Annotated in this window: 25 protein-coding genes and 1 riboswitch; of the genes, 13 read left to right on the plus strand and 12 right to left on the minus strand. The window is 71.6% G+C overall.

The genetic code is table 11. The features are described 5' to 3' along the window. Nucleotides 1-13: 13 nt before the first annotated feature. From AC0NH5_RS40020 to AC0NH5_RS40035, 4 genes are all read right to left on the minus strand, one after another. A complete protein-coding gene (locus tag AC0NH5_RS40020; RefSeq protein WP_474413138.1) occupies nucleotides 14-463 on the minus strand; it encodes a hypothetical protein in 450 nt (149 codons plus the stop codon). A 44-nt stretch (nucleotides 464-507) separates the two neighbouring features. Further along, nucleotides 508-1,662: an endo-1,4-beta-xylanase gene (locus AC0NH5_RS40025; protein ID WP_474413140.1), complete on the minus strand. Its 1,155-nt coding sequence runs from the start codon at nucleotides 1,660-1,662 to the stop codon at nucleotides 508-510. A gap of 140 nt (nucleotides 1,663-1,802) precedes the next feature. Then, nucleotides 1,803-2,915: a Gfo/Idh/MocA family protein gene (locus tag AC0NH5_RS40030; RefSeq protein WP_474413143.1), complete on the minus strand. Its 1,113-nt coding sequence runs from the start codon at nucleotides 2,913-2,915 to the stop codon at nucleotides 1,803-1,805. Continuing rightward, a complete protein-coding gene (locus tag AC0NH5_RS40035; protein WP_474413145.1) occupies nucleotides 2,885-3,604 on the minus strand; it encodes a ThuA domain-containing protein in 720 nt (239 codons plus the stop codon). Before AC0NH5_RS40035 ends, AC0NH5_RS40030 begins: the two co-directional genes overlap by 31 nt. 186 nt (nucleotides 3,605-3,790) lie before the next feature. Between AC0NH5_RS40035 and AC0NH5_RS40040 the strand changes: the two genes are divergently transcribed. Then, nucleotides 3,791-4,966, plus strand: coding sequence for an ROK family transcriptional regulator (locus AC0NH5_RS40040; protein ID WP_474413147.1), 1,176 nt, complete (start codon nucleotides 3,791-3,793; stop codon nucleotides 4,964-4,966). A 188-nt stretch (nucleotides 4,967-5,154) separates the two neighbouring features. Here AC0NH5_RS40040 and AC0NH5_RS40045 read toward each other — a convergent pair whose 3' ends face one another. Both AC0NH5_RS40045 and AC0NH5_RS40050 read right to left on the minus strand, forming a co-directional pair. Further along, complete coding sequence (locus AC0NH5_RS40045) at nucleotides 5,155-5,958, minus strand: DUF2382 domain-containing protein (protein ID WP_474413149.1); 804 nt, start codon at nucleotides 5,956-5,958, stop codon at nucleotides 5,155-5,157. 30 nt (nucleotides 5,959-5,988) lie between these two features. After that, nucleotides 5,989-6,729 carry a hypothetical protein gene (locus tag AC0NH5_RS40050; protein ID WP_474413150.1) on the minus strand — a complete coding sequence of 247 codons (741 nt, stop codon included), beginning with the start codon at nucleotides 6,727-6,729 and terminating at the stop codon, nucleotides 5,989-5,991. Between the two features lie 202 nt (nucleotides 6,730-6,931). Here AC0NH5_RS40050 and AC0NH5_RS40055 point away from each other — a divergent pair, with 202 nt between their 5' ends. Both AC0NH5_RS40055 and AC0NH5_RS40060 read left to right on the plus strand, forming a co-directional pair. Continuing rightward, nucleotides 6,932-7,489: a hypothetical protein gene (locus AC0NH5_RS40055; protein WP_474413153.1), complete on the plus strand. Its 558-nt coding sequence runs from the start codon at nucleotides 6,932-6,934 to the stop codon at nucleotides 7,487-7,489. 167 nt (nucleotides 7,490-7,656) lie between these two features. After that, a complete protein-coding gene (locus tag AC0NH5_RS40060) occupies nucleotides 7,657-8,910 on the plus strand; it encodes a PP2C family protein-serine/threonine phosphatase (RefSeq protein ID WP_474413155.1) in 1,254 nt (417 codons plus the stop codon). Here AC0NH5_RS40060 and AC0NH5_RS40065 read toward each other — a convergent pair. Further along, nucleotides 8,864-10,249 (minus strand): SDR family oxidoreductase, encoded by a 1,386-nt coding sequence (locus AC0NH5_RS40065; protein ID WP_474413157.1) that lies wholly within the window; start codon nucleotides 10,247-10,249, stop codon nucleotides 8,864-8,866. The two genes, AC0NH5_RS40060 and AC0NH5_RS40065, sit on opposite strands and share 47 nt — an antisense overlap. 96 nt (nucleotides 10,250-10,345) lie before the next feature. Further along, complete coding sequence (locus tag AC0NH5_RS40070) at nucleotides 10,346-10,765, minus strand: MerR family transcriptional regulator (protein ID WP_474413159.1); 420 nt, start codon at nucleotides 10,763-10,765, stop codon at nucleotides 10,346-10,348. A 28-nt stretch (nucleotides 10,766-10,793) separates the two neighbouring features. Between AC0NH5_RS40070 and AC0NH5_RS40075 the strand changes: the two genes are divergently transcribed. The 3 genes from AC0NH5_RS40075 to AC0NH5_RS40085 all read left to right on the plus strand — a co-directional run bounded on the left by AC0NH5_RS40075 (nucleotide 10,794) and on the right by AC0NH5_RS40085 (nucleotide 13,514). Then, nucleotides 10,794-11,489, plus strand: coding sequence for a methyltransferase domain-containing protein (locus AC0NH5_RS40075; protein WP_474413161.1), 696 nt, complete (start codon nucleotides 10,794-10,796; stop codon nucleotides 11,487-11,489). A 128-nt stretch (nucleotides 11,490-11,617) separates the two neighbouring features. Further along, entirely contained in the window at nucleotides 11,618-12,949 is a 1,332-nt protein-coding gene (gene gad / locus AC0NH5_RS40080; protein WP_474413163.1) for a glutamate decarboxylase, read from the plus strand. Between the two features lie 7 nt (nucleotides 12,950-12,956). Next, a complete protein-coding gene (locus AC0NH5_RS40085; RefSeq protein ID WP_474413165.1) occupies nucleotides 12,957-13,514 on the plus strand; it encodes a hypothetical protein in 558 nt (185 codons plus the stop codon). A 10-nt stretch (nucleotides 13,515-13,524) separates the two neighbouring features. Here AC0NH5_RS40085 and AC0NH5_RS40090 read toward each other — a convergent pair whose 3' ends face one another. Further along, the gene (locus tag AC0NH5_RS40090; protein WP_474413167.1) at nucleotides 13,525-14,346 is read right to left on the minus strand and encodes an MmpS family transport accessory protein; all 822 of its coding nucleotides are present in this window, start codon (nucleotides 14,344-14,346) and stop codon (nucleotides 13,525-13,527) included. A 165-nt stretch (nucleotides 14,347-14,511) separates the two neighbouring features. On the opposite strand from AC0NH5_RS40090, the gene AC0NH5_RS40095 reads away from it, so the two are divergent. Further along, nucleotides 14,512-17,013: a sensor histidine kinase gene (locus tag AC0NH5_RS40095; RefSeq protein ID WP_474413169.1), complete on the plus strand. Its 2,502-nt coding sequence runs from the start codon at nucleotides 14,512-14,514 to the stop codon at nucleotides 17,011-17,013. An 83-nt stretch (nucleotides 17,014-17,096) separates the two neighbouring features. Continuing rightward, nucleotides 17,097-19,196, plus strand: a complete 2,100-nt coding sequence (locus AC0NH5_RS40100; protein ID WP_474413171.1) for a heavy metal translocating P-type ATPase — start codon at nucleotides 17,097-17,099, stop codon at nucleotides 19,194-19,196. Nucleotides 19,197-19,255: 59 nt separating this feature from the next. On the opposite strand, the gene AC0NH5_RS40105 is transcribed toward AC0NH5_RS40100, so the two are convergent. Beyond that, entirely contained in the window at nucleotides 19,256-19,381 is a 126-nt protein-coding gene (locus AC0NH5_RS40105; RefSeq protein ID WP_474413173.1) for a hypothetical protein, read from the minus strand. Nucleotides 19,382-19,503: 122 nt separating this feature from the next. Between AC0NH5_RS40105 and AC0NH5_RS40110 the strand changes: the two genes are divergently transcribed. Beyond that, the gene (locus AC0NH5_RS40110) at nucleotides 19,504-19,812 is read left to right on the plus strand and encodes a substrate-binding domain-containing protein (protein WP_474413175.1); all 309 of its coding nucleotides are present in this window, start codon (nucleotides 19,504-19,506) and stop codon (nucleotides 19,810-19,812) included. An 18-nt stretch (nucleotides 19,813-19,830) separates the two neighbouring features. Here the strand turns inward: AC0NH5_RS40110 and AC0NH5_RS40115 are convergent, their stop codons facing one another. After that, nucleotides 19,831-20,433, minus strand: coding sequence for a TetR/AcrR family transcriptional regulator (locus AC0NH5_RS40115; protein ID WP_474413177.1), 603 nt, complete (start codon nucleotides 20,431-20,433; stop codon nucleotides 19,831-19,833). Nucleotides 20,434-20,535: 102 nt separating this feature from the next. Between AC0NH5_RS40115 and AC0NH5_RS40120 the strand changes: the two genes are divergently transcribed. The 3 genes from AC0NH5_RS40120 (at nucleotide 20,536) to AC0NH5_RS40130 (ending at nucleotide 22,153) form a co-directional block, all read left to right on the plus strand. Beyond that, entirely contained in the window at nucleotides 20,536-20,700 is a 165-nt protein-coding gene (locus AC0NH5_RS40120; RefSeq protein ID WP_474413179.1) for a hypothetical protein, read from the plus strand. Next, a complete protein-coding gene (locus AC0NH5_RS40125; protein ID WP_474413180.1) occupies nucleotides 20,697-21,215 on the plus strand; it encodes a DUF2269 domain-containing protein in 519 nt (172 codons plus the stop codon). The genes AC0NH5_RS40120 and AC0NH5_RS40125 overlap by 4 nt, the downstream gene beginning before the upstream one ends. A gap of 110 nt (nucleotides 21,216-21,325) precedes the next feature. Continuing rightward, nucleotides 21,326-22,153 carry a L,D-transpeptidase family protein gene (locus tag AC0NH5_RS40130; RefSeq protein WP_474413182.1) on the plus strand — a complete coding sequence of 276 codons (828 nt, stop codon included), beginning with the start codon at nucleotides 21,326-21,328 and terminating at the stop codon, nucleotides 22,151-22,153. 67 nt (nucleotides 22,154-22,220) lie between these two features. On the opposite strand, the gene AC0NH5_RS40135 is transcribed toward AC0NH5_RS40130, so the two are convergent. Further along, complete coding sequence (locus AC0NH5_RS40135; RefSeq protein ID WP_474413184.1) at nucleotides 22,221-22,784, minus strand: C40 family peptidase; 564 nt, start codon at nucleotides 22,782-22,784, stop codon at nucleotides 22,221-22,223. A gap of 6 nt (nucleotides 22,785-22,790) precedes the next feature. After that, nucleotides 22,791-22,915, minus strand: a riboswitch (cyclic di-AMP (ydaO/yuaA leader). A 371-nt stretch (nucleotides 22,916-23,286) separates the two neighbouring features. Here AC0NH5_RS40135 and AC0NH5_RS40140 point away from each other — a divergent pair. Next, nucleotides 23,287-24,687: a sensor domain-containing phosphodiesterase gene (locus AC0NH5_RS40140; protein WP_474413186.1), complete on the plus strand. Its 1,401-nt coding sequence runs from the start codon at nucleotides 23,287-23,289 to the stop codon at nucleotides 24,685-24,687. Nucleotides 24,688-24,831: the final 144 nt, after the last annotated feature.

The following is a 24,831-nucleotide window of genomic DNA, read 5'->3' on the forward strand; positions in this document are numbered from 1 at the left end:
ATCCCTGCGCCGCTCACCGGCCACGCCTGTCGAGGACGGCCCGGGCGCCGCCGACGATGAGCATCGCGAGCAGCGCCAGTGGGCACAGCAGCAGAGCCCCGGCCGGCGAACGGCGCACGTACACGTCGGTCGAGGAACCGCTTGCCACGTCGGCCCGGACCCGGTCGCCGGGCGGGATCTCGGTGGCCGAGCGGAACGAGACCTCCCGGACCGCACCGTCCTCCGGAGCGAAGGTCCCCACGCACGACCAGGTGGCCCGCTGGGTCCCGGTCCGCGCGGGGTAGCACTGCTCCACGGTCAGGCTGCCGCTGTCCCCGGTGGCCCGGGCCCACATGCCGGACAGACCTCCGTTGGCCGGCACCCAGTACAGGCCCGCACAGAGAACCACAGCGAGCACAGCCAGGACGGTCCCACCCAGCCGTCCGACGCGGACGACCGGGTGGGGGAACTGCGAGTCAGCCATGGTGACCAGGGTGCACCAGGTGCACCACGGCGGGGAGCATGTGGTCAGCCGCGACCGAAGCGGTGCGGGGCCCCGGCGGCGAGTGCCAGATCCTGCTGCAGCACGAAATACTGGCTCTTCGGGTTCAGCTCCTCGTCGTAGAGCAACGCGGCACCCTCCTGCGGGTCGGAGAACCAGCCGGGCACCCACGAGTACGCGTCGCCGATCCCCCACGGCGTGAACGAGATGCAGGCGCGGACCGCCAGGCACGCCTTCAGCGTGCGGGACCAGTAGCTCTCCTGGGCGTACGGGGCCAACGCGTTCACCGGCTCGTTGACGGCGTCCGGCTTGGTCAGCGTGCGGACGTCCACCTCGGTCAGGGCGACCTTCTGGCCCAGGGCGGCGAAGCGCTCCAGGTTGTTCTGCAGGTCGGGGTAGCCGTACTGGGTGGACAGGTGGCCCTGGAACCCGACGCCGTGGATCGGCACACGCTGCGCCTTCAGGGACTGCACCAGCGCGTACACCGCATCGCTCTTGGGTCCGGTGAATTCCAGGTTGTAGTCGTTGTAGAAAAGCAGCGCCTTCGGGTCGGCCTGGTGCGCCCACCGGAACGCGTCGGCGATGTAGCCGGTGCCGCCCCACGCCTTGTACCAGATCGTCTGGCGGGGCTGCCCGTTGTCGTCGAAGGCCTCGTTGACCACGTCCCACTGCCAGATGTCGCCCTTGAAATGACGCATCTGAGCCTGGATGTGCTTCTTCAGGACCGCCTTGACCTCGTCGTTGGAGAGGGTGGTGGTGTAGCCGTCGGAGGACAGCCACGCGGGCAGCTGGTTGTGCCAGAGCAGCGTGTGGCCGCGCACGAGCTGCCGGTTCTTCTTCGCGAAGGCGACGAGCTGGTCCGCCTTCTCCCAGGTGTAGGTGCCGCGGGTGGCCTCCACCTCGGACCACTTCATCACGTTCTCCGCGGTGACGCTGGAGAACTGCTCCGCGGCGATCTGCGTGTATTTCTCGTTGGTGCCGAGCAGGTCCGAGTTGACGGCCGTGCCGATGCGCAGGCCGACCCGCGCGCCGAGCGCGCGTAACGAGTCGGCCGGAACCGGCGCGGGCCTCGCGGCGGCCACCGGGTCGGGGCCCGCGGTGGCGGAGCCGGCGAACGCGATCTGCCCGCCCAGCAGCGCCGTGGCGCTGACGACGGCGAGAGGAAGCCAAGGACGACGCACGGGAACTCCTTGCGAGAAGGAAGGCGAAGCGAGTCCGAAACTTTCGGAAAGCTTCCGGAAATAGCGATAGGAATCTATGCGCTGCGCCGGAGGCGGTCAAGAGGTCGTCCGCGCACCTGCGGCCAGGTGCGTCAACACCTTCAGCGGTACGCCGAAGGGCGCCCGGAACGCCACTGCGCGGCCGGGATCAGCGCAAGCGGGTCGGGCCGCTCGGCCGTCGTCGTCAGCTCGACACGGCGACCCTCGTCAGCCGCGCGGAGAAGGGACGTCATGGCGTCCAGGACGTGCAGGGCCAGGGCGCCGCTCGCCCGTGGTGACGGGGCGGTGAGCATGTCGAGCAGTCCGATGCCCCGGGCCGCGTCCGCGTAGCCGGCGGACGGCTCCACGGTGCGCCATTCGGAGGCACCCAGCTCGAAGAGGCGGACGTCGCCCGCGAACAGGTTGGGGTCGGGAACCGCGAGGGTGCCGGTCTCGCCGTGCACCTCGATCGGGGCGGCCGTGGTGCGGATCGCGTCGAAGCTGGTGGTGATCGTGGAGAGGGCGCCGCCCGCATGGTGCAGAACCCCGGTCACGTGCGTGTCCACCGAGACCGGCAGTCGCTCACCCGCCCGTGGGCCGGAGCCGATCACTCGCATGCCGCGCGGGCGGGAGGAGGCGCCGGTGACCGCCACGACGGGACCGAGCAGGTGGACGAGCGCGGTCAGATAGTAGGGGCCCATGTCGAGCAGCGGGCCGCCGCCGGGCCGGTAGTAGAAGTCCGGGTGGTGATGCCAGCGCTCGTGGCCCGGGGTCGCCATCACCGCCACGGCGGACATCGGGCGGCCGATCACACCGGCGTCGACGGCGGCGCGGGCGGTCTGCACGCCGGTTCCGAGGACGGTGTCGGGCGCGCAGCCGATCGCGACGCCGGACGCGGCCGCCCGCTTCAGCACCGAACGCGCCGCGGACATGTCGGCGGCGAGCGGCTTCTCCCCGTACACCTGCTTGTTGTTGGTGATGGCGCCCATCGCGACCGAGGCATGCGCCGCGGGGATCGTGAGGTTGAGGACCGTCTCGACGGAGTCGTCCCGAAGGAGGTCGTCGACCGGCAGGGCGCGGCAGCCGGCGATGCCGGCGGCGACGGACGCCGCCCGCGAGGCGTCGAGATCCGCCACCGCCGCGATGGTCACCGACGGGTGGTCATGCAGAGTCTGCAGGTAGGCGCCGGAGATCCACCCGGCGCCTACGATGCCGACGCGGTGCGGCTCGCCCACAGCATGCCTCTCTCGATCACGGTGCGGACGTTGACGTTCCGCAGCACGTCAAGGCTGTGGCCGGGGGTGGTGACGACGATCCGGCCCCGGCCCCACTGCCTGGTCCACACGGCGGGCGAGGTGATCGGGCGCCGCCACGGATGCCACGGCCGGACCGGGTGGGTGGTGGTGGCGAGGACGTCGATCAGGTCGTCGTGCAGCACCCAGTACTGCTCGGTGGTCAGGTCGAAGTCACCGATCCCGGCCGTGACCGGGTGTTCGCGGCCGAGCGGGGTGATGTCGACGGTGTGCGTCAGGAAATTGTCGGTCTCGTCCCCGAGGCGCGCGGCCGGGTCCTTGCCGGGGTGGGTGGCGAACTGGCCACCGACCAGTTGCAGATAGTCCGACGAGGCGCGGAACGAGTCGGCGATGCCGCCGTGCCAGCCGGTGAACCCGGTGCCGGCCGCCACGGCGGCCCGCAGCCCGGCCAGCGCCGCCGGCTCGATCGACGACATGGTCACGCACTGCACGATCAGATCGGTCTCGGCCATGACCGGCGCGTCCGCATAGATCGCCGGCGTGTCGGTGATCCGGACGTCGAAGCCGTTGGCGGTCAGGAACGGCAGGAACAGGTCGGTGGCCTCGACCGGGCGATGACCTTCCCAGCCGCCACGGACGACCAGGGCTCTGGCGGTCCTCGATCCGGGCATGTCCCCCCGTCCTCCGTTTACAGCGAGATCGTGACTCGCGGCTCACCGACCTGTCAACAACTTCCGGCGCCAGGGCGGAAATATCGGAACTCTCTGGTCGATCGGCGGGCGGCACTTGACGAAGGTCGATGGGGTGAACCAGGATGGCTGACTGTTAAGTACGTTGCCCATGAGCCGGGAGCCCTGATGGCGCGTGTGGCCGGCTCGTCCAAGCTGCTGCGCGCCATCAACGAGAGCGCGGTCCTCGAACTGCTTCTCGGTCCCCGCACGCTCACCCGGGCCGACATCCGTAAGATCACCGCGCTGTCGACACCGACGATCTCCGAAGCGCTGCGCCGCCTCACCGACGCCGGCCTGATCACCGTCGTCGGGCATGCCAGCGGAAAACCGGGACCGAACGCCGAGATCTACGCGGCCGACCCGGACGCGGCCTTCGTCGTCGCCGTCTCCGTGCGCGACGTGGGGACCAGCGGAACCCCGTCGGTGACCGGCGCGCTCAGCGATCTGACCGGTGCCGTCCGCACCAGGGTCGAGTCGCGCGTCGACTTCCGCCACGCCGACCCGGTGTCCACGGTCGCCGAGGTGGTGGACCGGCTGCGCGACCAGGCCGGCATCCCGGCCGAGCGGATCCGGCACGTGCAGCTCGCCGTTCCCGGCTCGTACGACGCGAGGAGCGAGGCCATCCGCCTCGTCGACGTGCCGGGCTTCGGCCGGCCCGGGCTGGTGCCGGAGATCGCCGCCGCGCTCGGCACACGCGTCGGCGTCGACAACGACGTGAACCTGGCCGCGGTGGCCGAGCGGCAGCGTGGCGCCGGCCGGGACGCGGAGAACTTCGCCCTGCTCTGGATCGGCCAGGACGGCCTGGGCCTGGCCATCGACATCAACGGGACGCTGCTGCGCGGGACCCGCGGAGGGGCCGGCGAGATCGGCTACGTGCCGCTCTACTCACCCGAGTCCCCGCACCACAAGCTCGATCTGCAGAACCTGTTCGGCGGCGCCGCGATCATGAAGCTGGCCCGGGACAACGGCATCGCCGGCGCCACTCCGGCCGAGGTGGTCGCCGTCGCCGCCAGGGCCGGGGCCGGCGAGTTCCTCACCGTCCTCGCCGACCGCATCGTGATCGGCCTGGCCGCGGTGATCGCAGTCCTCGACCCGTACCTCGTCGTGCTCGCCGGCCCGATCGCCCAGGCCGGCGGTGAGGTCCTGCTGGCCCGGGTCACCAGGGCCTTCCGGCGGGCCGCCCCGCTGGAGAGCTCGATCACCGTCACCACCGTCGACGACGACGCGGTGCTGCTCGGCGCCCTCGACGCCGGTCTCGCCGGCGTCCGGAACGTGCTGATCACGGCCGTTCGCGAGGGTTGAACGGGTGACTGTGGCGGTCACCCGGGCCGGCCCCGATGCCGCCCGAGTTGGCCGTCTCGTTCGCGGCCGAGTTCCCCTGGCGCACCGAGACCTAGCTGTGGGACCCGCGCGTGCGTTGACGTTCCGCGGCCTGGCGCCGCTGCGCGACGACAACGTGTGGCAGCACCCGTGGCTGCACCTCGCAGCGCTCAGCGGATCTCCGGGCTCCGGCCGTTGTCGTCCTCCAGTTCGATGCGCTCCTTGCGAACCTCGCCGCTCACGGTTTCCTCCCGGGTGACGGTCTCCTTGGCCAGCCGGACCCGCTCCACCGGCACGGTCTCGGTGGTCACCACGGGCCGTTCGGCGCGTAACGTCACCGCCTCGCCGTCGTCCCGGACAGCCGAGTCGTCCCTCGGCCGGCCCGCGTCGTCGCCGACGGATTCGTGCTCCAGCCGCACCTCCTCGCGGGAGACCGGAACGGTGACCTGCTGCTCCTCGGTGACGACGTATTTGCGCAGCCGGGCCTTGCCGACCGTCTCGGTACGCGCGCCGGGGACGAGCCGTTCCTCGGAACGGGTCATCGCGCCGCCGCCGACGTCATCGCGATCGGTGGCGCGCGACGGCACCGCAGCGTCAGCGCTGTCACCGGGTTCGCCGCCCGAGGTGTGCCGGCTGTCGTCCGGAGCCGGCCTGCCCTCGGCCGCGGCGGGCTCGTAGTAGCGGTAGAGCTCGTCCTCCTCGGCCGGGCTCAGCTCGCCGTGCTGGTCGACCCGCGGCGCGTTCTTCACCTGCTCCTTGTCGAAGGGCACCTCGAGACGGTCGCCGGTGAGGGTGGCGTCCCGCAGCGGCACGAACGACTCCTTCTTGCCGAACAGGCCGGTGCGGACCGACACCCAGGCGGGCTCACCGCCGGCGTTGTCGAGGTACACCTGACCGGCCGAGCCGATCTTGTGGCCGTCGCTGCTGTAGACGTCCGTGCCGAACACGGTACGTACGTCGTCCCGGCTGATCATGTGGTGTCCTTAGTCGTAGTTCGCCGGCGCTCAGCGCCCGAGACCCGCCTCATCGACCCTGCGGTGGAACCGCATCCCGGCGAGCCCACCCAGGATGGCGCCGATCAGGGCGGCGGCCAGGGCGATGACCACCGCGACGATGCTGCCGGTGGTGACGTCGTCGCCGCCGATCGGCAGGCGGGGGAAGCCGCCGATGCGGTCCAGCAGGTCGTACTCGTTGCCGAGCGCGGCGCCGGCGGCGGCCACCGCCGCGGCGATCACGACGGCCCAGATCCAGACGGCGATGCCCTGCTTGACGCCGTTGAAGCGGGCCATCCGGCCGGCGACGTAGCCGCCGCAGAAATAGGCGATCAGGAGGACGGCCAGCAGGGTGAGGCCGCCGACGAGTCCGAGCGTCGCGGCGTTGTCCTGTGCCTCGCCGGCGTCGGTGCCGGTGGCGATGCCCACGGTGGCGCCGGCGGCCAGGAGCAGGGCGGTGAGCAGCACGGCGGTGCCGGTGGCGGTCAGCCAGCCGAAGAACGCCGAGCCCCACTTGATGCCGCCGTAACGGTCCTTCTGCCGGGCCACGACCTCGCGCCGGTCGGTGGGGGCGACCGTCGCGCCACTACGCGGCGTCGCCGTGTCGCGCGCCCGGTCGCCGGCGTCGCCGCTTCGCGGTGTCGCCTTCTCGCGCGACTGATCGCCGGCGTCGCCCGGACCGGCGCTTGCGGGGGAGGTCTCCACGGGAGTGGCGACCACGGGGGACGGTTCTTTCTGGGGTGAGGAACTCATGACAACTCCGACCATGGCTGACAAAGGGGTGTTTGATCGGTCGCGTCCATCGACTCTCATGAGCCTTATGCGCGACGGGTGCCCTCCGTTCCGGCACCTAAACGCCCGATCGGCGAAGAGTCGGCCACACCGGCCGATCGGTGTAGGTCACCGGTGGCGGGGTAGCCGGGGCCTCGACAGCATCGCGATTACGGAGGACCCCATGGCCAGAGACACACTTTCCCGTTCCCTGCACGACGTCGGCCTCGCCGCCTGGTTCGGTGGCACCCTGGCGAACGCCGTCGCGCTCAACCCGGCCGCGGCGGAGGCGGACACCGCCAACGGCACCGGCCGGGTCACGAACGCCGGTTGGAACCGGTGGACACCGGTCAACGCCACCGCGATCGGCGCCCACCTGGCCGGCAGCGTCGGCGAGCTGATCGGCAACCGGTCGCGGCTGGCCGGCCAGAGCGGCGTCGGCACCATGGCGCTGGCGAAGACCGGCCTGACCGCGGCGGCGCTGGCGGTGACCGGATACAGCCGGTTGCTGGGCCGCAAGGTCGCGGAGGACGACTCGGTGCCGGCTCTGGCCGGGACGGAGCCCGCGGCGAGCACGCCGGCCGACGTGTCCAAGGCGCAGAAGCAGCTGTCCGCGTTGCAGTGGGTCATCCCGGTGCTGACCGGCGCGCTGATCGTCGTCAGCTCGTTCGCCGGCGAGCAGCAGCGGCCGAGCGAGGTGAAGAAGGGCTTCCTGGCCCGGGTGACCCGTTCGGGTCGATGATCGGGCGACGCCGCGGTTGACGACGGTACGGGTACGGCGGTTGTCGATCGCGGCGTATCGCCGGTGTTCGCCCCGATCCGCGATGTGAGTTTCCGAGGGACTCTGCGATCCTCGGTGTGAGCCCACGCGAGGATCTCTCGGCCGGGGTGGGACCCGAAGGGACGTGCGTGACCACTCTGGGAGCGTTGCGGCAGCTGTTGCGTCAGTCGCACCATGCCCGGCCCGAGGATCTGCCGCACATGGCCATGCGCGCTGCCGGTCTGGTCGGCGCCACCGCGATGATCATTTACGTGGTGGATCACCGGCAGCGTGAGCTGCTGCCGCTGGCCGGCGGGTCGGCGCCGCGGCGCGCCCCGCTGGACATCGACGGCACCCTGGCCGGACGTGCTTACTCGATGGTGACTCCCTGTGCCGGTGACGGCGACGACACGGGTGCGCGGTCGTGGTTGCCGCTGCTCAACGGCAGTGAGCGGATGGGCGTGCTGGAGGTCGTCTCACCGGAGCCGCTGGACGACCCGGCCGTCGACGACTGCGTCGCGGTGTCGTCGCTGCTGGCGGAGCTTCTCATCACCCGCAGCCTGTACAGCGACACCATCGAGCTGACCCGCCGCCGCGAACCCATGCGACTGGCCGCCGAGATGCTGCGGGCCCAGTTGCCGCCGCTGTCGTTCTCCACCGGGCACCTCATGATCAGCGGCGTCCTCGAACCCTGTTACGACGTGGGCGGGGACGCCTTCGACTACGCCGTCAACGGCGAGATCGCGCACCTGGCGCTGTTCGACGCCGCCGGGCACGGCTCCGTCGGCGGGATGCGGGCCGTCATGCTCGCCTCGCTCGCCCTGGCTTCCTACCGCAACGCCCGCCGCGCCGGGATGGGGCTGGCCGACACCTACCACCACATCGACGCCGCGGTCCGCACCCACGACCGCTACGGGATGATCACCGCGGTGCTCGCCCAGATCAATCAGCGCACCGGTGTACTCCAGGTGATCTCCGCGGGGCACCCCGGCGGAATGGTCATCCGCCAGGGACGGGTCGTCAAGGTCCTGCCCACACCGACCGCCCTGCCGGTCACCCTCGGGCACAAGCGGCCGCCGGTGGTGGTCGAGGAGGCCCTCGAGCCGGGCGACCGGATCCTGCTCTACACCGACGGCATCATCGAGGCACGGTCGGCGCAGGGCGAGCATTTCGGCGTCGAACGGCTGATCGACTTCGCGGTGAAGGCGGTGGCCGATCAGCTTCCCGCTCCGGAGACCGCCCGGCGGCTGGTCCACGCGATTCTGGACTACCAGGACGACCGGCTGCAGGACGACGCGACGATCCTGCTCGCGGACTGGCACAGTCCGTCTCCGGAGCACTCCGACACCGAAGAGATCACCCCGGCCGCCGATCACCTGCTCGATCCACGATCCGGTCCGTGACGCGTCGCCGGCCGGCCCATCCGGCGGCCGCGAGACCGGCAGCGACAGCCGTTTCCACCAGGGCGATCGGGCGCCACCGGCGGGACACCGCGGCGAGCCCCGCACCGGTGCCTGCATGCAGCGTGTCCACGGCGGCGCTCACTCCCGCGACGCGACGCGTAGGCAACACGGTGGTCACCGCTGCCTGCACAAGCTGGCGGGTGCCGAGGACCCGGGCCACCGCGACGGCCGCCGGCGGGACACCCCGCCGGCCGCCGATCCTCAGCAGGACCTCGGGCGCGATCAACAGAGCCAGACCCCATCCGGTACGCGCCACCGCAGCCATCCGCAACGGAGCCGCCGCCGGTTGAGTCCCGGCGATCCGGCTCCGCCGGAGAACGCCCAGCGCCACGTCCCCCGCCCGGGAGCGGCGACCGATCACCGTGGTGAACACGCTGCGCGACAGCACCCGTCCCGGATGGGAGCCGTGCACCGCGCCCGCCTCACCGACCGGCGCATCCAGATTGTCCACCCGGGTGTCGGGCAGATCGTTGCGCTGCATGCCGCGGCCGATGCGCCGGATCGAGAACACCGCGTCGACCAGCGAGGGGGAGAGCCGCTGGCTGAGCATGAACGCGGCGGCGGCGCCACCGACCGGGATCTCGCGCCGGGAATGCCCGGCGGCGTAGACGATGGTCTCGGCGACCACCTCTGGCGCGTACACCGGTGGTGGTGGTTTGGCCAGTGCCCCCAGCTTGCTGCGGGCGTGTTCGAAGAACGGGGTGTCGATCGACGCCGGCAGGATGGTGGTGACCGTGATCGGCGCGCTCTCCTGGGCCAGCTCCATGCGCAGGCTGTCGTAGAAGGCACGTACCGCGAACTTGCTCGCGGTGTACGGCGCCTGCAGAGGCACCGACCGGACACCCTCCGCCGACGCGACGCCGATCAGCACACCGCCTCCGGCACGCCGCAGCGCAGGCAGGGCGGCATGCGCGCCGTGCACCTGCCCCAGGAAGTTGACGCGCATGACCCGGTCGAACTCGGCGGCGGTGATGTCCTCCACCCGGCCCCACACACCGACGGCGGCGGTGCTGACCCAGGTGTCGATGCGCCCGAACCGCTGCTCGGCCGCGTCAGCGAGCGCTTGCACGGCCGCCGGATCGGTCACATCGGTCGGTACGGCGAACGCTGTCCCACCGGAGCCGGTGATCTGCTCGATCAGCGTGCCGAGGGCCTGCTCGCCGCGTGCCGCGCAGACGACCGCGGCGCCCCGGGCGGCGAAGGCCAGGGCGGTGGCCCGCCCGATGCCGCTGGACGCCCCGGCGATGACCACAACCTGCTCGGAAACCGGCTCTGGCATGCCCGGGGCTCCTCTCCGTCATGTTGTCTCGGGACAACGGCCGCGGCGACACGGCTCGCGCACCGGGCGGTGGACGGATACCCGGCAGGTGAGCACCTATGCGCCGAAGGCGATGGGCGGCGGGCCGTCGACCATCCCGGTGAGGTGGCGCCGATAGTTCGGGCACGTGGTGATGTCGTCGTGTGAGCAGTTCAGCCCGGCCTCCAGCAGGGCGAACGCCGCCTGTAACGCAACTATCCGGGCCTGCACCGCGCGGTGGTTGCGGCGTAACACCTCCTTGCGGGCGGCCGGGTCACCGGCCACCAGGAACGCCCGGATGTCCGGCAGCGACAGGCCGGCCTGTTTCGCGCGCAGGATCGACGCCACCCGGAAGAGGTCGTCGTGGGTGTAGCGGCGCCGGTCACCCGCGACGCGTGCCGGTGACAGCAGCCCTACCGACTCCCAGTGCCGCAGCACGTGCGCCGGGAGACGGAAATGGTCGGCGACCTGACCGATCGTCATCAGGCTTGACTTCATGTCGACATTAAGTCCCACGATGACGGGCATGTCGAGTCTGCTTGCCGTTCTGGATGCTGTCGACGCTCAGCCCGAGGCCGCCGAGCTGCGCGCACGTTCGTACCAGGTGCTCGGTGACCTCGCCGGCAGGACCGTGGTCGACGCGGGCTGCGGCCCCGGTCGTGCGGTCGCCGAGATGGCCGGCCGGGGCGCTACCGCGATCGGCGTCGATCTCGACCCCGAGATGATCGCGGTGGCCGGGAAGCGCTGGCCCGCCGGCCTGTTTCACGTCGGCGACGCGTGCGAGTTGCCGCTCGCGGCGGGTTCGGTCACCGGTTATCGCGCCGACAAGGTGCTGCACGCGCTCGACGAGCCGGAACGTGCGGTGGCCGAGGCCCGCCGGGTGCTCGCGCCGGGCGGCCGCGCCGTGCTCGTCGGCCAGGACTGGGACACGATCGTCATCGACTCCGACGATCCGGGGGCCACCCGCAGGCTGGTCCACGCGAAAGCGGACTCCCTGCCGTCGCCGCGCGTCGCCCGGCGGTACCGCAACCTGCTGCTGGACGCAGGCTTCACCGACCCGATCGTCGAGGTGCACACCACGGTGTTCACCGATGCCACCGCGCTCGCGATCCTGCACCGTGTCACCGGGGAGCCGGCCTGGCTCGCCGAGCAGGCCGAGCGGGCGCGCACCGGCCGCATCTTCGTGGCGGTGCCGATGTTCCTGGTGGCGGCACGAGCTTGAACCCGGTCATCCCGTGTGGAGGAGGTGGCCGCCCGCCCTGTCGGCTTCGATGGCGGGGAGCCCAAGGACGGGAGACGTCAATGTTGAAGCACCCCAGATCCGGCCGCCCTGCCACGGAGGATCTCGCTGTGGCGCCCCGCTTCGGTCTCGAGGGCGGGTCGGTGCCCCGCCACGAGCTGCCGGAAGGTGAGCTGGCACCGGACGTCGCCTATCAGATCGTGCACGACGAGCTGATGCTGGACGGGAACGCCCGGCTCAACGCGGCCACGTTCGTGACGACGTGGATGGAGCCGCAGGCGGACCGTCTGATGGCGGAGTGCTTCGACAAGAACATGATCGACAAGGACGAATACCCGCAGACCGCGGAGATCGAGAGCCGGTGTGTGCACATGCTGAGCCGGCTCTGGCACGCGCCGGACGTTCAGCAGTCGACCGGGTGTTCGACGACCGGGTCGAGTGAGGCGGCGATGCTCGGCGGCCTGGCGCTCAAGCGCCTCTGGCAGCGGCGGCGGGAGGCCGCCGGGCAGCCGGCCGGGCGGCCCAACATCGTGATGGGCATCAACGTACAGGTTTGCTGGGAGAAGTTCGCCAACTACTGGGACGTCGAGATGCGTCTCGTCCCGATGAGCGGCGACCGGTACCACCTGACCGCCGCCGGCCTCGAGGAGTGCTGCGACGAGAACACCATCGGTGTCGTCGCCGTCCTCGGCTCCACGTTCGACGGTTCGTACGAGCCGGTCGCGGAGATCTGCGCGGCGCTGGACGCCTTCCAGGAGCGGACCGGCATCGACGTGCCGGTGCACGTCGACGGCGCTTCCGGCGCGTTCGTCGCGCCGTTCCTCGACCCGGACCTGGCCTGGGACTTCCGGCTGCCCCGGGTGGCTTCGATCAACGCGTCGGGCCACAAGTACGGCCTGGTCTATCCCGGTGTCGGCTGGATCGTTTGGCGTGACGCGGCGGCGCTGCCGGAGGATCTGATCTTCTGGGTGAACTACCTCGGCGACGACATGCCGACCTTCGCGCTGAACTTTTCCCGGCCGGGCGCGCAGGTCGTCGCGCAGTACTACAACTTCCTGCGGCTCGGCTTCGCCGGGTACGCCCGGGTCCAGGGGTACGCCCGGGAGGTCGCCACCCGGCTCTCCGGGCGGATCGCCGAGTTGGGCCCGTTCGAGCTGATCACCCGCGGCGACGAGTTGCCGGTGTTCGCGATCAAGCTGCGCGACGAGGTCACCGGTTACACGGTCTTCGACGTGTCGCAGGCGCTGCGGGAACGCGGCTGGCAGGTCCCCGCGTACACGTTCCCGAAGAACCGGGAGGACCTCGCGGTGCTGCGGGTGGTGGTCCGGCGCGGCTTCACCCACGACCTGGCCGACATGCTCGTCGACGACCTGAGCCGGCACGTGCGACTGCTGGAGAAGCAGCAGCACGGCGCGGCCGCCACCTCCGGGTTCCACCACTGAGGTGGCGATGGCGTGGTGCTTCGCGCTGGGGTCGATCTGCTTCCTGGTCGGCCCCGTCCCGGCCTACGCCGGCCTGGTCGGCGCCACCGCCGGCGCGGCCACCTTCTTCATCGGGTCGATCTTCTTCACCGCCGGCGGCGCGCTGCAGGTCAGGGCAGGCGGCGGACGAGCGGCACGATGGGCGGCCCGGAGCCAATTCATCGGTACGGTCTTCTTCAACGTCACCACCTTCCGCGCGATGCAGGTCGCCGTCTCCAGCGACTCCTACGACGACCGGGTGTGGCGGCCCGACCTGTTCGGCTCGGTCCTCTTCCTGATCTCCGGCGTGATCGCGTTCCACGCCGCCGGCCGGCGTGGCTGGCAACCCGCGGTCAACCTGCTGGGCTGCGTCTTCTTCGGCATCTCGGCGGCAGCGGGGTACGTCCTGCCGGCCACCGGATCGATGGTCAGCGAGACCGTCGCCAACGTGACCACCTCGCTGGGCGCCGCGTGCTTCCTGGCCTGCGCCGTGCCGGGACTGCGTTCATCCCGCACGAGTGATGCGCCCGCCCGCCGGCGACGGTGATCCGCATCGATCAGCCGGAGCCGCTGCACTGCGGTGCCGCGTACCTGCCGTCGGTCGTGGTGGCGGCGATCTCTTTGCCGCCCACGGTGATGGTGCAGGTCACCGGCCCGCCGTCCCCGCCGCCCGTACGCTGCGCGATCAGCACGAGTGGCTTGCGCCGCGCGCCGACCGGGAAGGTGGTGCGCCAGGGCAGCGCGATCCCGTTGCGGCGGATGATGTCGCCGTCCTGGTCGGTGTAGCTCACGCTGCCGGTGTTGCCGGACCCGCTGGCCGTCACCTCGTAGACCACCTGTGCGGGGCCCGGCTCCGCCGAGGTCGCGCCGGCCGAGCTGTCCGGCCGGCCGGTGGCGGCGGACGGGGCCCCGCCCACCGGCGCGGCAGGTGCGCCGGGTGCCGGCGTCCGCCCGCCGCCGGCATTGGTGCGCACGGTTGTCGCTTGCGGGGACGGGGCTGATTCCCTGGCGTCGTCGTCGGGCTCGAACGGGTCGACGGCCAGGATCCCGGCGACCACCACCACGCACACCGCGAGGACCGCCAGGATCCAGCGGCGCGGACGGTCGCCCGTTCGCTTGGAAGTGGCGCCGTACGGCGGTGCGCCGTGGAACGGCGGGGGAGCGGCGAACGGTGTCGTATCGGCGGGTGGGGCCGCGTCGACGTCCCGTAGCGTCGCGGGATCCCCGATGGACGTGGTGGGCGCCTCGGTCAGCCAGGGGTCCGCGGGCGGGGCCAGGCGCACCGGGTCGTCGCCGGCCGGTGGGCCGGCGGCACCGGGGTCCCCGGTATCTCGCGGAGGGTCGTTCTCAGCGGAACGGCCACCATCGGAACTGGTCACTCCGCCGACGTTACGGCCAGTCGTCAGAGCCGTCACTGTCCGAAGTCCGGCTTTTGGATGGCACCTGCCGGAGAAGTCAGACCTATATGCATGGTTATAACAAAATAAATAGGGTAATCGCGACGAAATTTTGCGACTGTCGGCCGGATTGAGTTGATCGCGGTGGTGCTTGATGAGGCAATCCTGGGTGACGCCGCGCGACTGGCGGCGGTGCATCGCGCCCGCCGTACGCTCCCGGCCCAGCCGATCCCCCTGGACGCCATCGCGCGGCTCGCCGCGCGGCTGCTGAACACACCGATGGCCTCGGTGACCCTGGTCGGCCGCGACGAGGAGTTCTTCGCCGGCGCGTACGGGATACCACCGTCGCTGACCTCCGCCGGGCGGGCTCCGCTGGGTCACATGGTGTGCGGTTACGTCGTGACGCAGGACCATCCGGTGTCGTGCGGAGACATGCTGCACGACGACGCCGCCGGATTGCGTGGGCATCTGCTGGTGACCGACCACGGCATCCGGGCCTTCATGGGCGTGCCGGTGCGCGACGAGGCCGACCAGCTGCTGGGCTCGATGACCGTCTTCGACACCGCGGCCCGGCAATGGACCGACGACGAGCTGGTGACCCTGGTGGAGATCGCCGAGCTGCTGCGCCCGCCCTCGCCCGTGGACGCGGCAGTCCAGGTCGCGACGCTGGACAGCGCGGCGCTGCTGGACAGCGTGCAGGAGGCGTTCCTGGCGGTGAGCCCGGACGGGGTGGTCGTCGGTTTCAACCGGGCCGCCGAGGAACTGCTCGGGTTCGCCCGCGCCGAGGTCTGTGGCCGGCACCTCGACGAGAGCCTGCTGCCCGGTTATGACGGGCAGCCGATCGGTGTGGCACTCGACCGGCTGTTCACCGCCGTACCGGACCGGCCGGTGCTGCGCCGGGTCAGCGTGCGGCGCCGTGACGGACACCGGCTGACGGCCGGTGTCTCCCTGTCGGTGGTGCGCGGCGCGGCCGGCGCCCTGGCGTGTGTGTTCCTCACCGATCTGTCGCGGCAGGCCGCCGCGGAGGACCAGGCGGAACGCCACAGCAGTTTCCTGACCACGCTGCTGGACAGCCTGTCGGTGGGTGTCATCGCCTGCGACGACACCGGCCGTGTCGTCGTGATGAACCGGGTGCTGCGCGAGACGCAGGGACTCTCGCCCACCGACCCGCTGCCGGCGGACTGTCCGGCGTCGGTGGACGGCATCCTGCACGACGCCGGTCTGCGGCCGATGCGGTGGGAGCAGACCCCGCTGATGCGCGCGTTCCGCGGCGAGCGCGTCGACGGCGTGGACGTGCTGACCGTGGCGCCCGGCGAGCCGGTCCGCACGTTCGCCACCACCGCCCAGCCCATGATCGCCGGTGACGGCCGGCTGCTCGGCGCGGTGGCCGTGGCGCACGAGCTGACCGCGATGCGCCGTGCCGAACGGTTCCGCGCCTGCCACGCCGCCGTGCAGGAGGCCTTGAAGACGGCGCGGACCGAGACCGACGCCGTTCCCGCCGTGCTGGAGGCCGTCGCCACCACACTCGGCTGGCCGTGTGCGGAGCTGTATCTCATCGACGAGGCGACCGGTCAACTCCGGTCGGCCGGGTACTGGGACGCCTCCGGCCACGACCCGGACGGCCTCTTCGGGCAGGCTCCACGGCGCGGACTCGGCGTCTCCGGCCGGGTCTGGCAGACCGGCCGGCCGATGTGGGTGGCCGACATCGCCGACAGCCCCGACCTCGCGACCGCCTACGAGCAGACGAAGGTGCGGGCCTGGCTGCGGCGCGGCATCCACACCGTGCTGGCCGTCCCGGTGCGCGACGGCGGAACCCTGCTGGGCGTGCTCACCTGTTATGCCGGCTTCCAGGAGCAACACGAGGAACTGCTCACCGTGCTGCTGGACGGGGTCGCCGCGCAGATCGGCGTGTACGTCGCGCTGCGCCGTGCCGAGCAGCTGACCCGGCAGCTCTCCCGCGCTCAGGACGACTTCATCACGCTGGTCGGCCATGAGATGCGCACACCGCTCACGTCGATCACCGCGAACGTCACCATGATCGAGGAGGACGCCGGAACCCTGGACGACGAGCGCCGGCAGATGGTGCGCTCGGTCGCCCGCAACACCGCGGCGCTGCAGAAGATCGTCGACACGTTGCTCGACCTGGCCGGCCTGGACTCCGGCTATCTCGGCCTCACGGTCGAGCGGGTCGATCTCGCGGTGATCGTCGCCGACGCCGTCGCCGCGGCCCGGCTGGCCGCCGCGGACGCCGGCGTCCTGCTGCGCGCCGAGCTCCCCGGGTCGCTGACGCTGGAGGGTGACCCGGGCCGTCTGCGGCAGGTGGTCGACGATCTGTTGTCCAACGCCGTCCGATACAGCGAGGTCGGCGGGCAGGTGCGGATCAGCCTCGGGACGGACGAGGGCGTGGCCGAGCTCCGCATCGTCGACACCGGCATCGGCACCCTGGCCGAGGAGCGTGACCGGGTCTTCGACCGGTTCTTCCGTGGCACCAACGTCCGCCACCACGGCACCACCGGCAGCGGCCTCGGCCTCAGCCTGGCGCGCACGATCGTCGGGCTGCACGGCGGGGCGATCCGGCTGGACGCGAACCATCCCTCCGGCACCGTTGCGTGTGTGCGGCTGCCCATGCGCACCGAACCGCCTCTGTAGCGCCGTGCCGCCTCCGTGTCCGGCACGCTCCATCATTGGCGGATACCCCTGGGGGGTATATGCTGGTGGTGGAGGTGGTCGATATGCAGACCGACGAACACACGCGCAGCAATGCCGACGTGCACCACGCCGGGCACGCGGGACAGGCGGGGCACAGTGGGGGCGCGCATCAGGGGCACGACAAGCACGCCGGCCACGATCCGGAGGTGTTCCGCCGCAAGTTCTGGCTGAGCCTGGCCCTGACGGTGCCGATCGTGGTGACCAGCCACATGGTCATGGACTGGTTCGGCTACCGCCTGGACTTCCCCGGCATGAGCCTGGTCGGCCCGGTGCTGGGCACCGCGGTGTTCCTCTACGGCGGGTGGCCGTTCCTGGCGGGCGCGGTCAGCGAGGTCCGGGACCGGGCGCCGGGGATGATGCTGCTGATCTCGATGGCGGTCACGGTGGCCTACGCGGCGTCGCTGGCCACCAGCCTCGGATGGTTCGGCCTGGACTTCTGGTGGGAGCTGGCGGCGCTGGTGACCATCATGCTGCTGGGTCACTGGCAGGAGATGAAGGCGATCGGCCAGGCACAGGGCGCCCTGGCGGCGCTGGCGGCCCTGCTGCCCGACGACGCCGAGCGGCTCACCACGGGCGGGCAGATCGAGCGGGTGCCGGTGGCGGACCTGGCGGTCGGCGACACCGTGTTGGTGCGGTCCGGAGCGCGGGTGCCGGCGGACGGGCGGATCGTCGACGGCACGGCCGAGCTCGACGAGTCGATGATCACCGGTGAGTCCCGGCCGGTCGGCCGGGCGGTGGGGGACCGGGTGGTGGCCGGCACGGTGACCACCGACTCCGCGATCCGGGTGCGGGTGGACGCGATCGGCGACGACACCGCGCTGGCCGGCATCGGCCGCCTGGTCGCCCAGGCCCAGGCGGCCGGCGGCCGCGCCCAGGCGCTGGCCGACCGGTTCGCCGCGATGCTCTTCTATATCGCCGCCACGGCGGCGGTGCTGACGTTCGCCGTCTGGTGGGCGCTCGGTGACGCCGACCAGGCGGTCGTCCGAACGGTGACGGTGCTGGTGATCGCCTGCCCGCACGCGCTGGGCCTGGCGATCCCGTTGGTGATCGCGTTGTCCACGGCGCTGTCGGCGAAGGCGGGGATCCTGGTGAAGGACCGGCTCGCGCTGGAGCGGATGCGCACCGTCGACGCGGTGCTGTTCGACAAGACCGGCACGCTGACCAAGGGCGCGCACACCGTCACCGCAATCGCGGCTGCCGACGGGTTCACCGGCGACGAGGTGCTGCGCCTCGCCGGTGCGGTGGAGGCCGACAGCGAGCACCCGCTGGCCCGGGCACTGACCGCGGCCGCCCGTGACCGCGGCCGGCCGGCGGAGGCCACCCGGTTCCGGTCGCTGACCGGCCGCGGCGTGCAGGCGGTCGTCGACGACGTCACGTACGCCGTCGGTGGCCCGGCGCTGCTCCGCGAGCTCGGCGCCGAGGTCCCGGCGGAACTCGAGGAGCAGGCGCAGCAGTGGTCGCGGCGCGGTGCGGCCGTCCTGCACCTGCTGCGCCTCGACACCGGTGGCGCGGCGCGGGTGCTGGGTGGTTTCGCGCTGGAGGATGAGGTGCGGCCCGAGGCTCGGCAGGCGGTCGAGCAGCTACGCCGTACCGGCATCGCGAAGATTGTGATGATCACCGGGGATGCCCGGCCGGTGGCCGAGGCGGTCGCCGCCGACCTCGGGTTCCGCGCCGGCGTGGACGAGGTGTTCGCCGAGGTGCTGCCCGCCGACAAGGACCGGGCGGTCGCCGATCTGCAGGCTCGCGGACTGCGGGTGGCGATGGTCGGCGACGGCGTCAACGACGCTCCGGCGCTGGCCCGCGCCGACGTCGGCCTGGCCATCGGCGCGGGCACCGACGTCGCGATCGAGTCGGCCGGCGTCGTCCTGGCCTCGTCGGACCCGCGCGCGGTGACCGGGGTGATCCGGTTGTCGCGCGCCACCTACCGCAAGATGGTTCAGAACCTGGCCTGGGCAGCCGGCTACAACGTGATCGCGATCCCGCTCGCCGCCGGGGTGCTGGCCTGGGCCGGGGTCACGCTGAGCCCGGCGGTCGGAGCGGTGCTGATGAGCGCCTCCACCATCGTGGTGGCGGCCAACGCCCAACTGCTTCGCCGCGTCCAGCTGACCCCGGCAGCCCACTAGCGGCCACCAGTGTGTGAAGTTCGGGTGCGGACCGCACCCGAACTTCACACAGCGGGTGGTCAGAACCCGCCCCGGAACTGGCTCAACCTCGCCAACTTCGTCAACACCACGATCATCCTGGTGGTCTCGCTGACCGGCACGGTCGCGGTCGGCACCCTGGCGGCGTACGCGGTCAGTCGCTTCACGTCATCTCGACCGCGCTGTTACCTGGAGACGCTGCCGCGGTTCGTCGCCGAGTTCGGCCGGCAGGCGCCGCCGGCGTGGACCACGCTGCGCGAGGCGGGCTCCGGCGTCCGGCCTGCCGACGGTGGGGACCGACGACGCCGGCTTCGCCCGGGAGGTGATCCGGTTCCTGGCCGAGCGCGGACACCAGGTGATCGTGCACATCAGCGGCCCGATGTCGTTCGTGCACACCCAGCTGCGCCGCGAGGGCATCGAGGCCGAGGCCACCGCGCGCGGCCTGAAGTTCGTGCCGCCGCTGTCCGCGATGAGCCACGACGTCGGCCGCATCGGTGAGCTGGCGGCCCGGGCCCTGCTCGACGCGATGGCCGGCGCCGCCCCCGCTGTCTATCAGGCCCCGACTGCCCACCTGGTGGCCCGCGACAGCACCCGCTGACCGGAGCCCCGCCCCCGGTCAGCCGACAGCGATGGGTTCCCCCCGGCCGGGCGAGGGCCGCAGCCCGGCGATCGTGACCGCCACCAGCCGATCACGGGCCGAGGGTGACGGGAACGCGGCCGCCGCGGTCAGCGCGTGCAGGCAGTACGTGGCCAATTCGGCGGCGGGTACGTCGGTCCGTACCAGCCCGGCCGCCGCGGCGGCCTCGATCACCTCGGTGACCAACCCGTGCACCTGGCGTTGTGCCGCAAGCATGTGGGGCGCGCGGTGCAGCGGCACCGCACCGTGCGCGGCATGGTCACGACCGGTGCCGGACAGCTCGGCGTAGACGGTCAGGACCGAGTGCAGCCGCTCCCCGGCGTCGGTGCATCCGGCGACCGTGGCGCCGAGCTGCCGCAGGTGCTCGCCGACCTGGCGTTCGTGCCAGGCGACCATGATCGCCTGGACGTCCTTGAAGTACTTGTACAGCGTGGCCCGGCCGATGCCGGTGCGCTGCGCGATCTCCGACATCGTGACCGCGGCCATGCCGCGCTCGGACACCAGCGCGGCCGTGGTGTCCAGGATGGCCGCGTGCACGGTGCGCCGGTGCTCCTCGACGGTGTCGTTCCACAACTTCGGCACCCGTCGACAATACGCGTGGCCCTTACTACGTCGGATTGTCTTGTGCGTAGACACTTTGTATCGCAAAATCGTCTGCATGCCGTCAGCGCCGTGGAGGACACCATGAGCCAGCACCCATCGGACGAGCCCGCCGTGCCACGCTGGGTGAAGATCACCGCCGTCGTGGCGGCGCTCATCGTGGCTGCCGTGGTGGTGCTCCTGCTGACCGGTCACGGTCCCGGGCGGCATGGACCTTCCGCCGCCGGGTCGTACGGCGCCCGACGGTGAGGCCCGCACTGCGCCGGGCCCTGTTGGTCGCGCACATCGCCGCGTCGGTCGGCTGGCTCGGCGCGATCGTGGCCTCGCTCGCTCTGGCAGTGGTCGCGGTGACGGCCACCGATCCTGCCGTGACCGGCGGCGTCAATCTGGTGATGGAGCCGCTGGCCCGGGCGGTTCTGCTGCCGTTCAGTGTCGCGGCCCTGGTCACCGGGGTCATCCAGTCGCTGGCGACGTCGTGGGGTCTGACCCGCCACTACTGGGTCCTGATCAAGCTGCTGCTCAACGTGTTCGCCGTCGGGGTGCTGGTGCTCTACCTGGGCACCCTGACGGCGCTGGCCGACCTGTCGCGAGCGGCCGGTGGAGAAGATGCGGTGCCGCGGTCGCTGTCACCGGCTCTGCACGCCGCGGCGGCTGCCGTGTTGCTGCTGGTCGCCCTTGTGCTCTCGGTCTACAAGCCGCGCGGAACAACCCCCTGGGGGTACCGGCAGGTGACGCGCACCGGGTCGGCCCAGCGCGGGCGCTGATCGCTCGACGGGCATTCGCACCGGAACTACTCCCGGTGATCAGCGCAACCACCGGCGGAGCCGGCCGATCCCACGGAGGTCGGCAGTGTTCGAGACCGCGGGAGTCGTTGATGGCCGTATCCGGCGCTGTAGCACTGCTGGCGAGCGTCGTGGCGGTGGTCGGCCTGGCGACCGCCACCGGCGCTGCCGACCTGATCGGCGTGGAAGCGACGGCCGCTCCGGCCGCGGCGGCCCCCGCCATGACGGGCACGCCGTTCATCAGGGTCGTCACCGCCCCGCCGGTGGAGCCGTCTTCGGAGGGCACGCAGGCGCCGGCCGCCGCGCCGTCGAGCACGGGGTGCGCCACCGGGCGGTGGCAGCGTGACATCGAGGAAGACCTCAGCAGCCTGGGTGCCTACGGGCCGGTGACCGTCGACGGCCGGCAGTCGCCCGCGGACTGCGCCGCGATCCGGGCCTTCCAGCGCCGCTTCGGGATCCGGCCGGCCGGCGGGCAGGCCGACGCGACGACCGCCGACGTGGCCCGCCGGATCACCGCGAGCTCCACGCCGGATCGACGGCGCCGATGCCGTCCGGCGGGGGAGGTCACCGCCTGTGTCGACCTGACCCTGCAGACGGTGTGGGTCCTGCGGGGCACGAGCGTGGTGGCCGGGCCGACCGTCATCCGGTCCGGTTACCGGGGGCACGCCACCCCGGCGGGCACCTACCGGATCAACAAGCGGGCGAAGCGGGAGTGGTCCGACCCGTACGCGGTGTGGCTGCCGTACTGGCAGCGGTTCGTCGGCGGGATCGGCTTCCATGAGACGACGAGCTATCTGCACGACGCCCGGCGCGGATCGCACGGCTGCGTGAACCTGCTGCATCGCGACGCCGTCGCCATGTACGACCTGTTGAGCCTGGGCACGACGGTGCGCACCTTCGGCCGGCGGCCAGGCACCTGAGCGCTGCCCTTGTGGCAGAACGGGTACGGCCGGGCGTGAGATGCCGCCCGGCCGTACCCGCCGCCGATCAGGCCAGACGCCGAACGACGTAGTTCCGGCTCCAGATCTTGTGCTTGGTCACCGTCTTGCCGGTGCGCGGCGCCGACCACATCTTGCCGCCACCGGCGTAGATGCCCGCGTGGGTACCGCGCGAGCCGCTACGGATGACGATCAGGTCGCCGGCCCGCGCCTTGGACTTCTTGACGGCCTTGCCGTACCGCTGCTGCAGATTGGCCTTGTGCGGCAGCTTCTTGCCCACAGCCTTCTTGTAGACGTACATGGTGTAGCCGGAGCAGTCGAAACGCTTCGGTCCCGACGCGCCGTACTTGTACCGCTTGCCCTTGTGCTTGGCGGCTTCGGCGATGACGCGCTGGCCGGCCGCCTTCGCCTTCACGGCGACCTTCTTGGCTGCCACCGGGCGGTTGACGGAGACAGTGGTCTGCGTCAGTGCCCGGGCCGGGGCGATCGCCACGGCTGCCGACGAGGCTTGCGGGGCGCCCAGTCCACCGGCGAACAGGCCGAGACCGACGGACAGGGCGATGGCGCCGGTGCTCAGCTTGCGCGGGCGCCGGCTCGAGTTGCTTTCGTGCACGGTGAAGGAATCCCTCCGGCACGCCTGCGAGGTTAGCTGTCGGGTTCGGGCGGGAAGGATTGCCCGGCCGCGGGTAGCGGCTTCACCCCGAGGTCCTCCGGCCGGCCGCCAGCATGCGGCCTGCCGTTCGAGGACCGGAAATGGTTCCCCCGTCCCTGCCCCCGTCTGCCTGATGGTGATCGCGCAGGTTCGTGTCGTCGGACCGGGGCAGGGCTCGGCGTGGTCCGGATCGTCACGAGCGGTGAGCGTGTGCCCGCCGCACACCCTTGATAGCCAACATCTGAGCTTGATCGCCCCCGCTCGGACCTCACTCAGCGTAACCGAACAAGAGGGTGGTGTCCGTTTTGGAAGGGCGTCGCGAAGAGTTCAGTTGCGCACGGGATTGGTGGGGCCACGTGCGGTGACATTTCGCTGTGAAGCAGAACATACGAAAGGCGCGGGCCCCGAGGTGCCCGGTGCGCCGAGTCCTCATCCGCCTCCGCCGGTCGCCGATGAGGCCGGTATGAGGTTCAACACGCCGGCCGACGGCGCGGGGAAGGACACCGCGGCGCTGATGCTGCACGCCCGCCGGGTGGTCTCGTTCGCGGTGGCGGTGTTGTCGACCAGCATGCTGATCTCCCTGGTCTCGTACGTGTGGGACTGGTGGGACAGCATTCGCGAGGGCGGGCCGCCGGAGCCGGACGAATGGCTGGGGCTGATCGGTGTGGCCTGGCTACCGCTCGCGGCGATGGCCACCGTTCGGCTGGTGCGGCTCCAGCGTCTGCTCGCGGCGCGGGCCCGTGCGGCCGCGGAAGCGTTCGCGGATGCCGTCGACACCGCGCACGGGTGGGTCTGGCAGACCGACGCGGCCATGCGGCTGACCTACGCCAGTGACGGTGTGGACGTCCTGCTGGGCCGTCCCGCCGGGGAGTTCCTCGGGCGCGGCGTGCTGGAGGTGATCGACGAGGCCGGCGAGGTCCGCGGCGCCGACGACGCGGGCCGGCAGGATTGGCTCACCCGGGCGACACATCAGGACGGTTCGGTACGACACCTGAGCAGCACCGTGACAGCCGTCCGCGACAGCGGTGGGCGGGTGGTGGCGTACCGCGGCTTCACCGCCGACGTCACGGCCGAGACGAAGGTGAACGTCGCCGATGCCGAGCGGCGCCAGCGGTACGAGACCGCGCGAACCCGGATCGAGCAGGCGATGCGTGACCCCGAGGCGATGCAGGTCGTGCTGCAGCCGATCGCCGACCTGGACCGGCAGCAGATCGCCGGGATGGAGGCCCTCGCCCGGTTCAGCGCCGAGCCGCACCGGCCGCCGGACGTGTGGTTCGCCGAGGCATGGGAGGTGGGTCTCGGCGCCGACCTGGAGCTGCGTGCCGTCGAGCTGGCCTGGCGGCGCCTGCCGGAGCTGCCGGCGCAGGCCTATCTCGCGGTCAACCTGTCGGCGCAGACGCTGCTCGACGATCGTCTCCCGGGCCTGCTCGCCGCTCTCGGCGAGGGCGCCCGCCGGGTGGTGATCGAGGTGACGGAGCACGCCGCGATCAGCGATTACGCGGTCCTGGAGGACGCGTTGCGCACGGTCCGGGCCATGGGGGTGCGGCTGGCCGTCGACGACGCGGGCGCCGGTTACGCCTCGATGCAGCACATCCTGCGGCTGCGTCCCGACATCATCAAGCTGGACCGCAGCATCGTGGCCGACAGCGACGCGGACCCGGCGAGGTTCGCGTTGATCGGCGCGATGGCCAACTTCGGGGCCTCCCTCGGCATGACGGTGGTCGCCGAGGGCGTGGAGACGTCCGCTGAGCTGGCGGTGCTCACCGAGAACCGGATCAGCCACGCGCAGGGTTACTACCTCGCCCGGCCCGCGGCCGACCCCAACCCCGCGCTGACGGGCGTCGACATCTCCGCCGGAGTGTGAGGCGGCGGAGATGTCGACGCCGTGGGCACCCGCCGTCGGCCTCGGCTCATGCGTGGCGGGTGACGACACGCCGCGGCCGGGCCGGCGACCATGGGTGCGTGGACGGCGGCCCCACCCGGGGGTCAGGCGCTTACCCGACGCCCT

This window comes from Actinoplanes sp. 13, assembly GCF_056134165.1.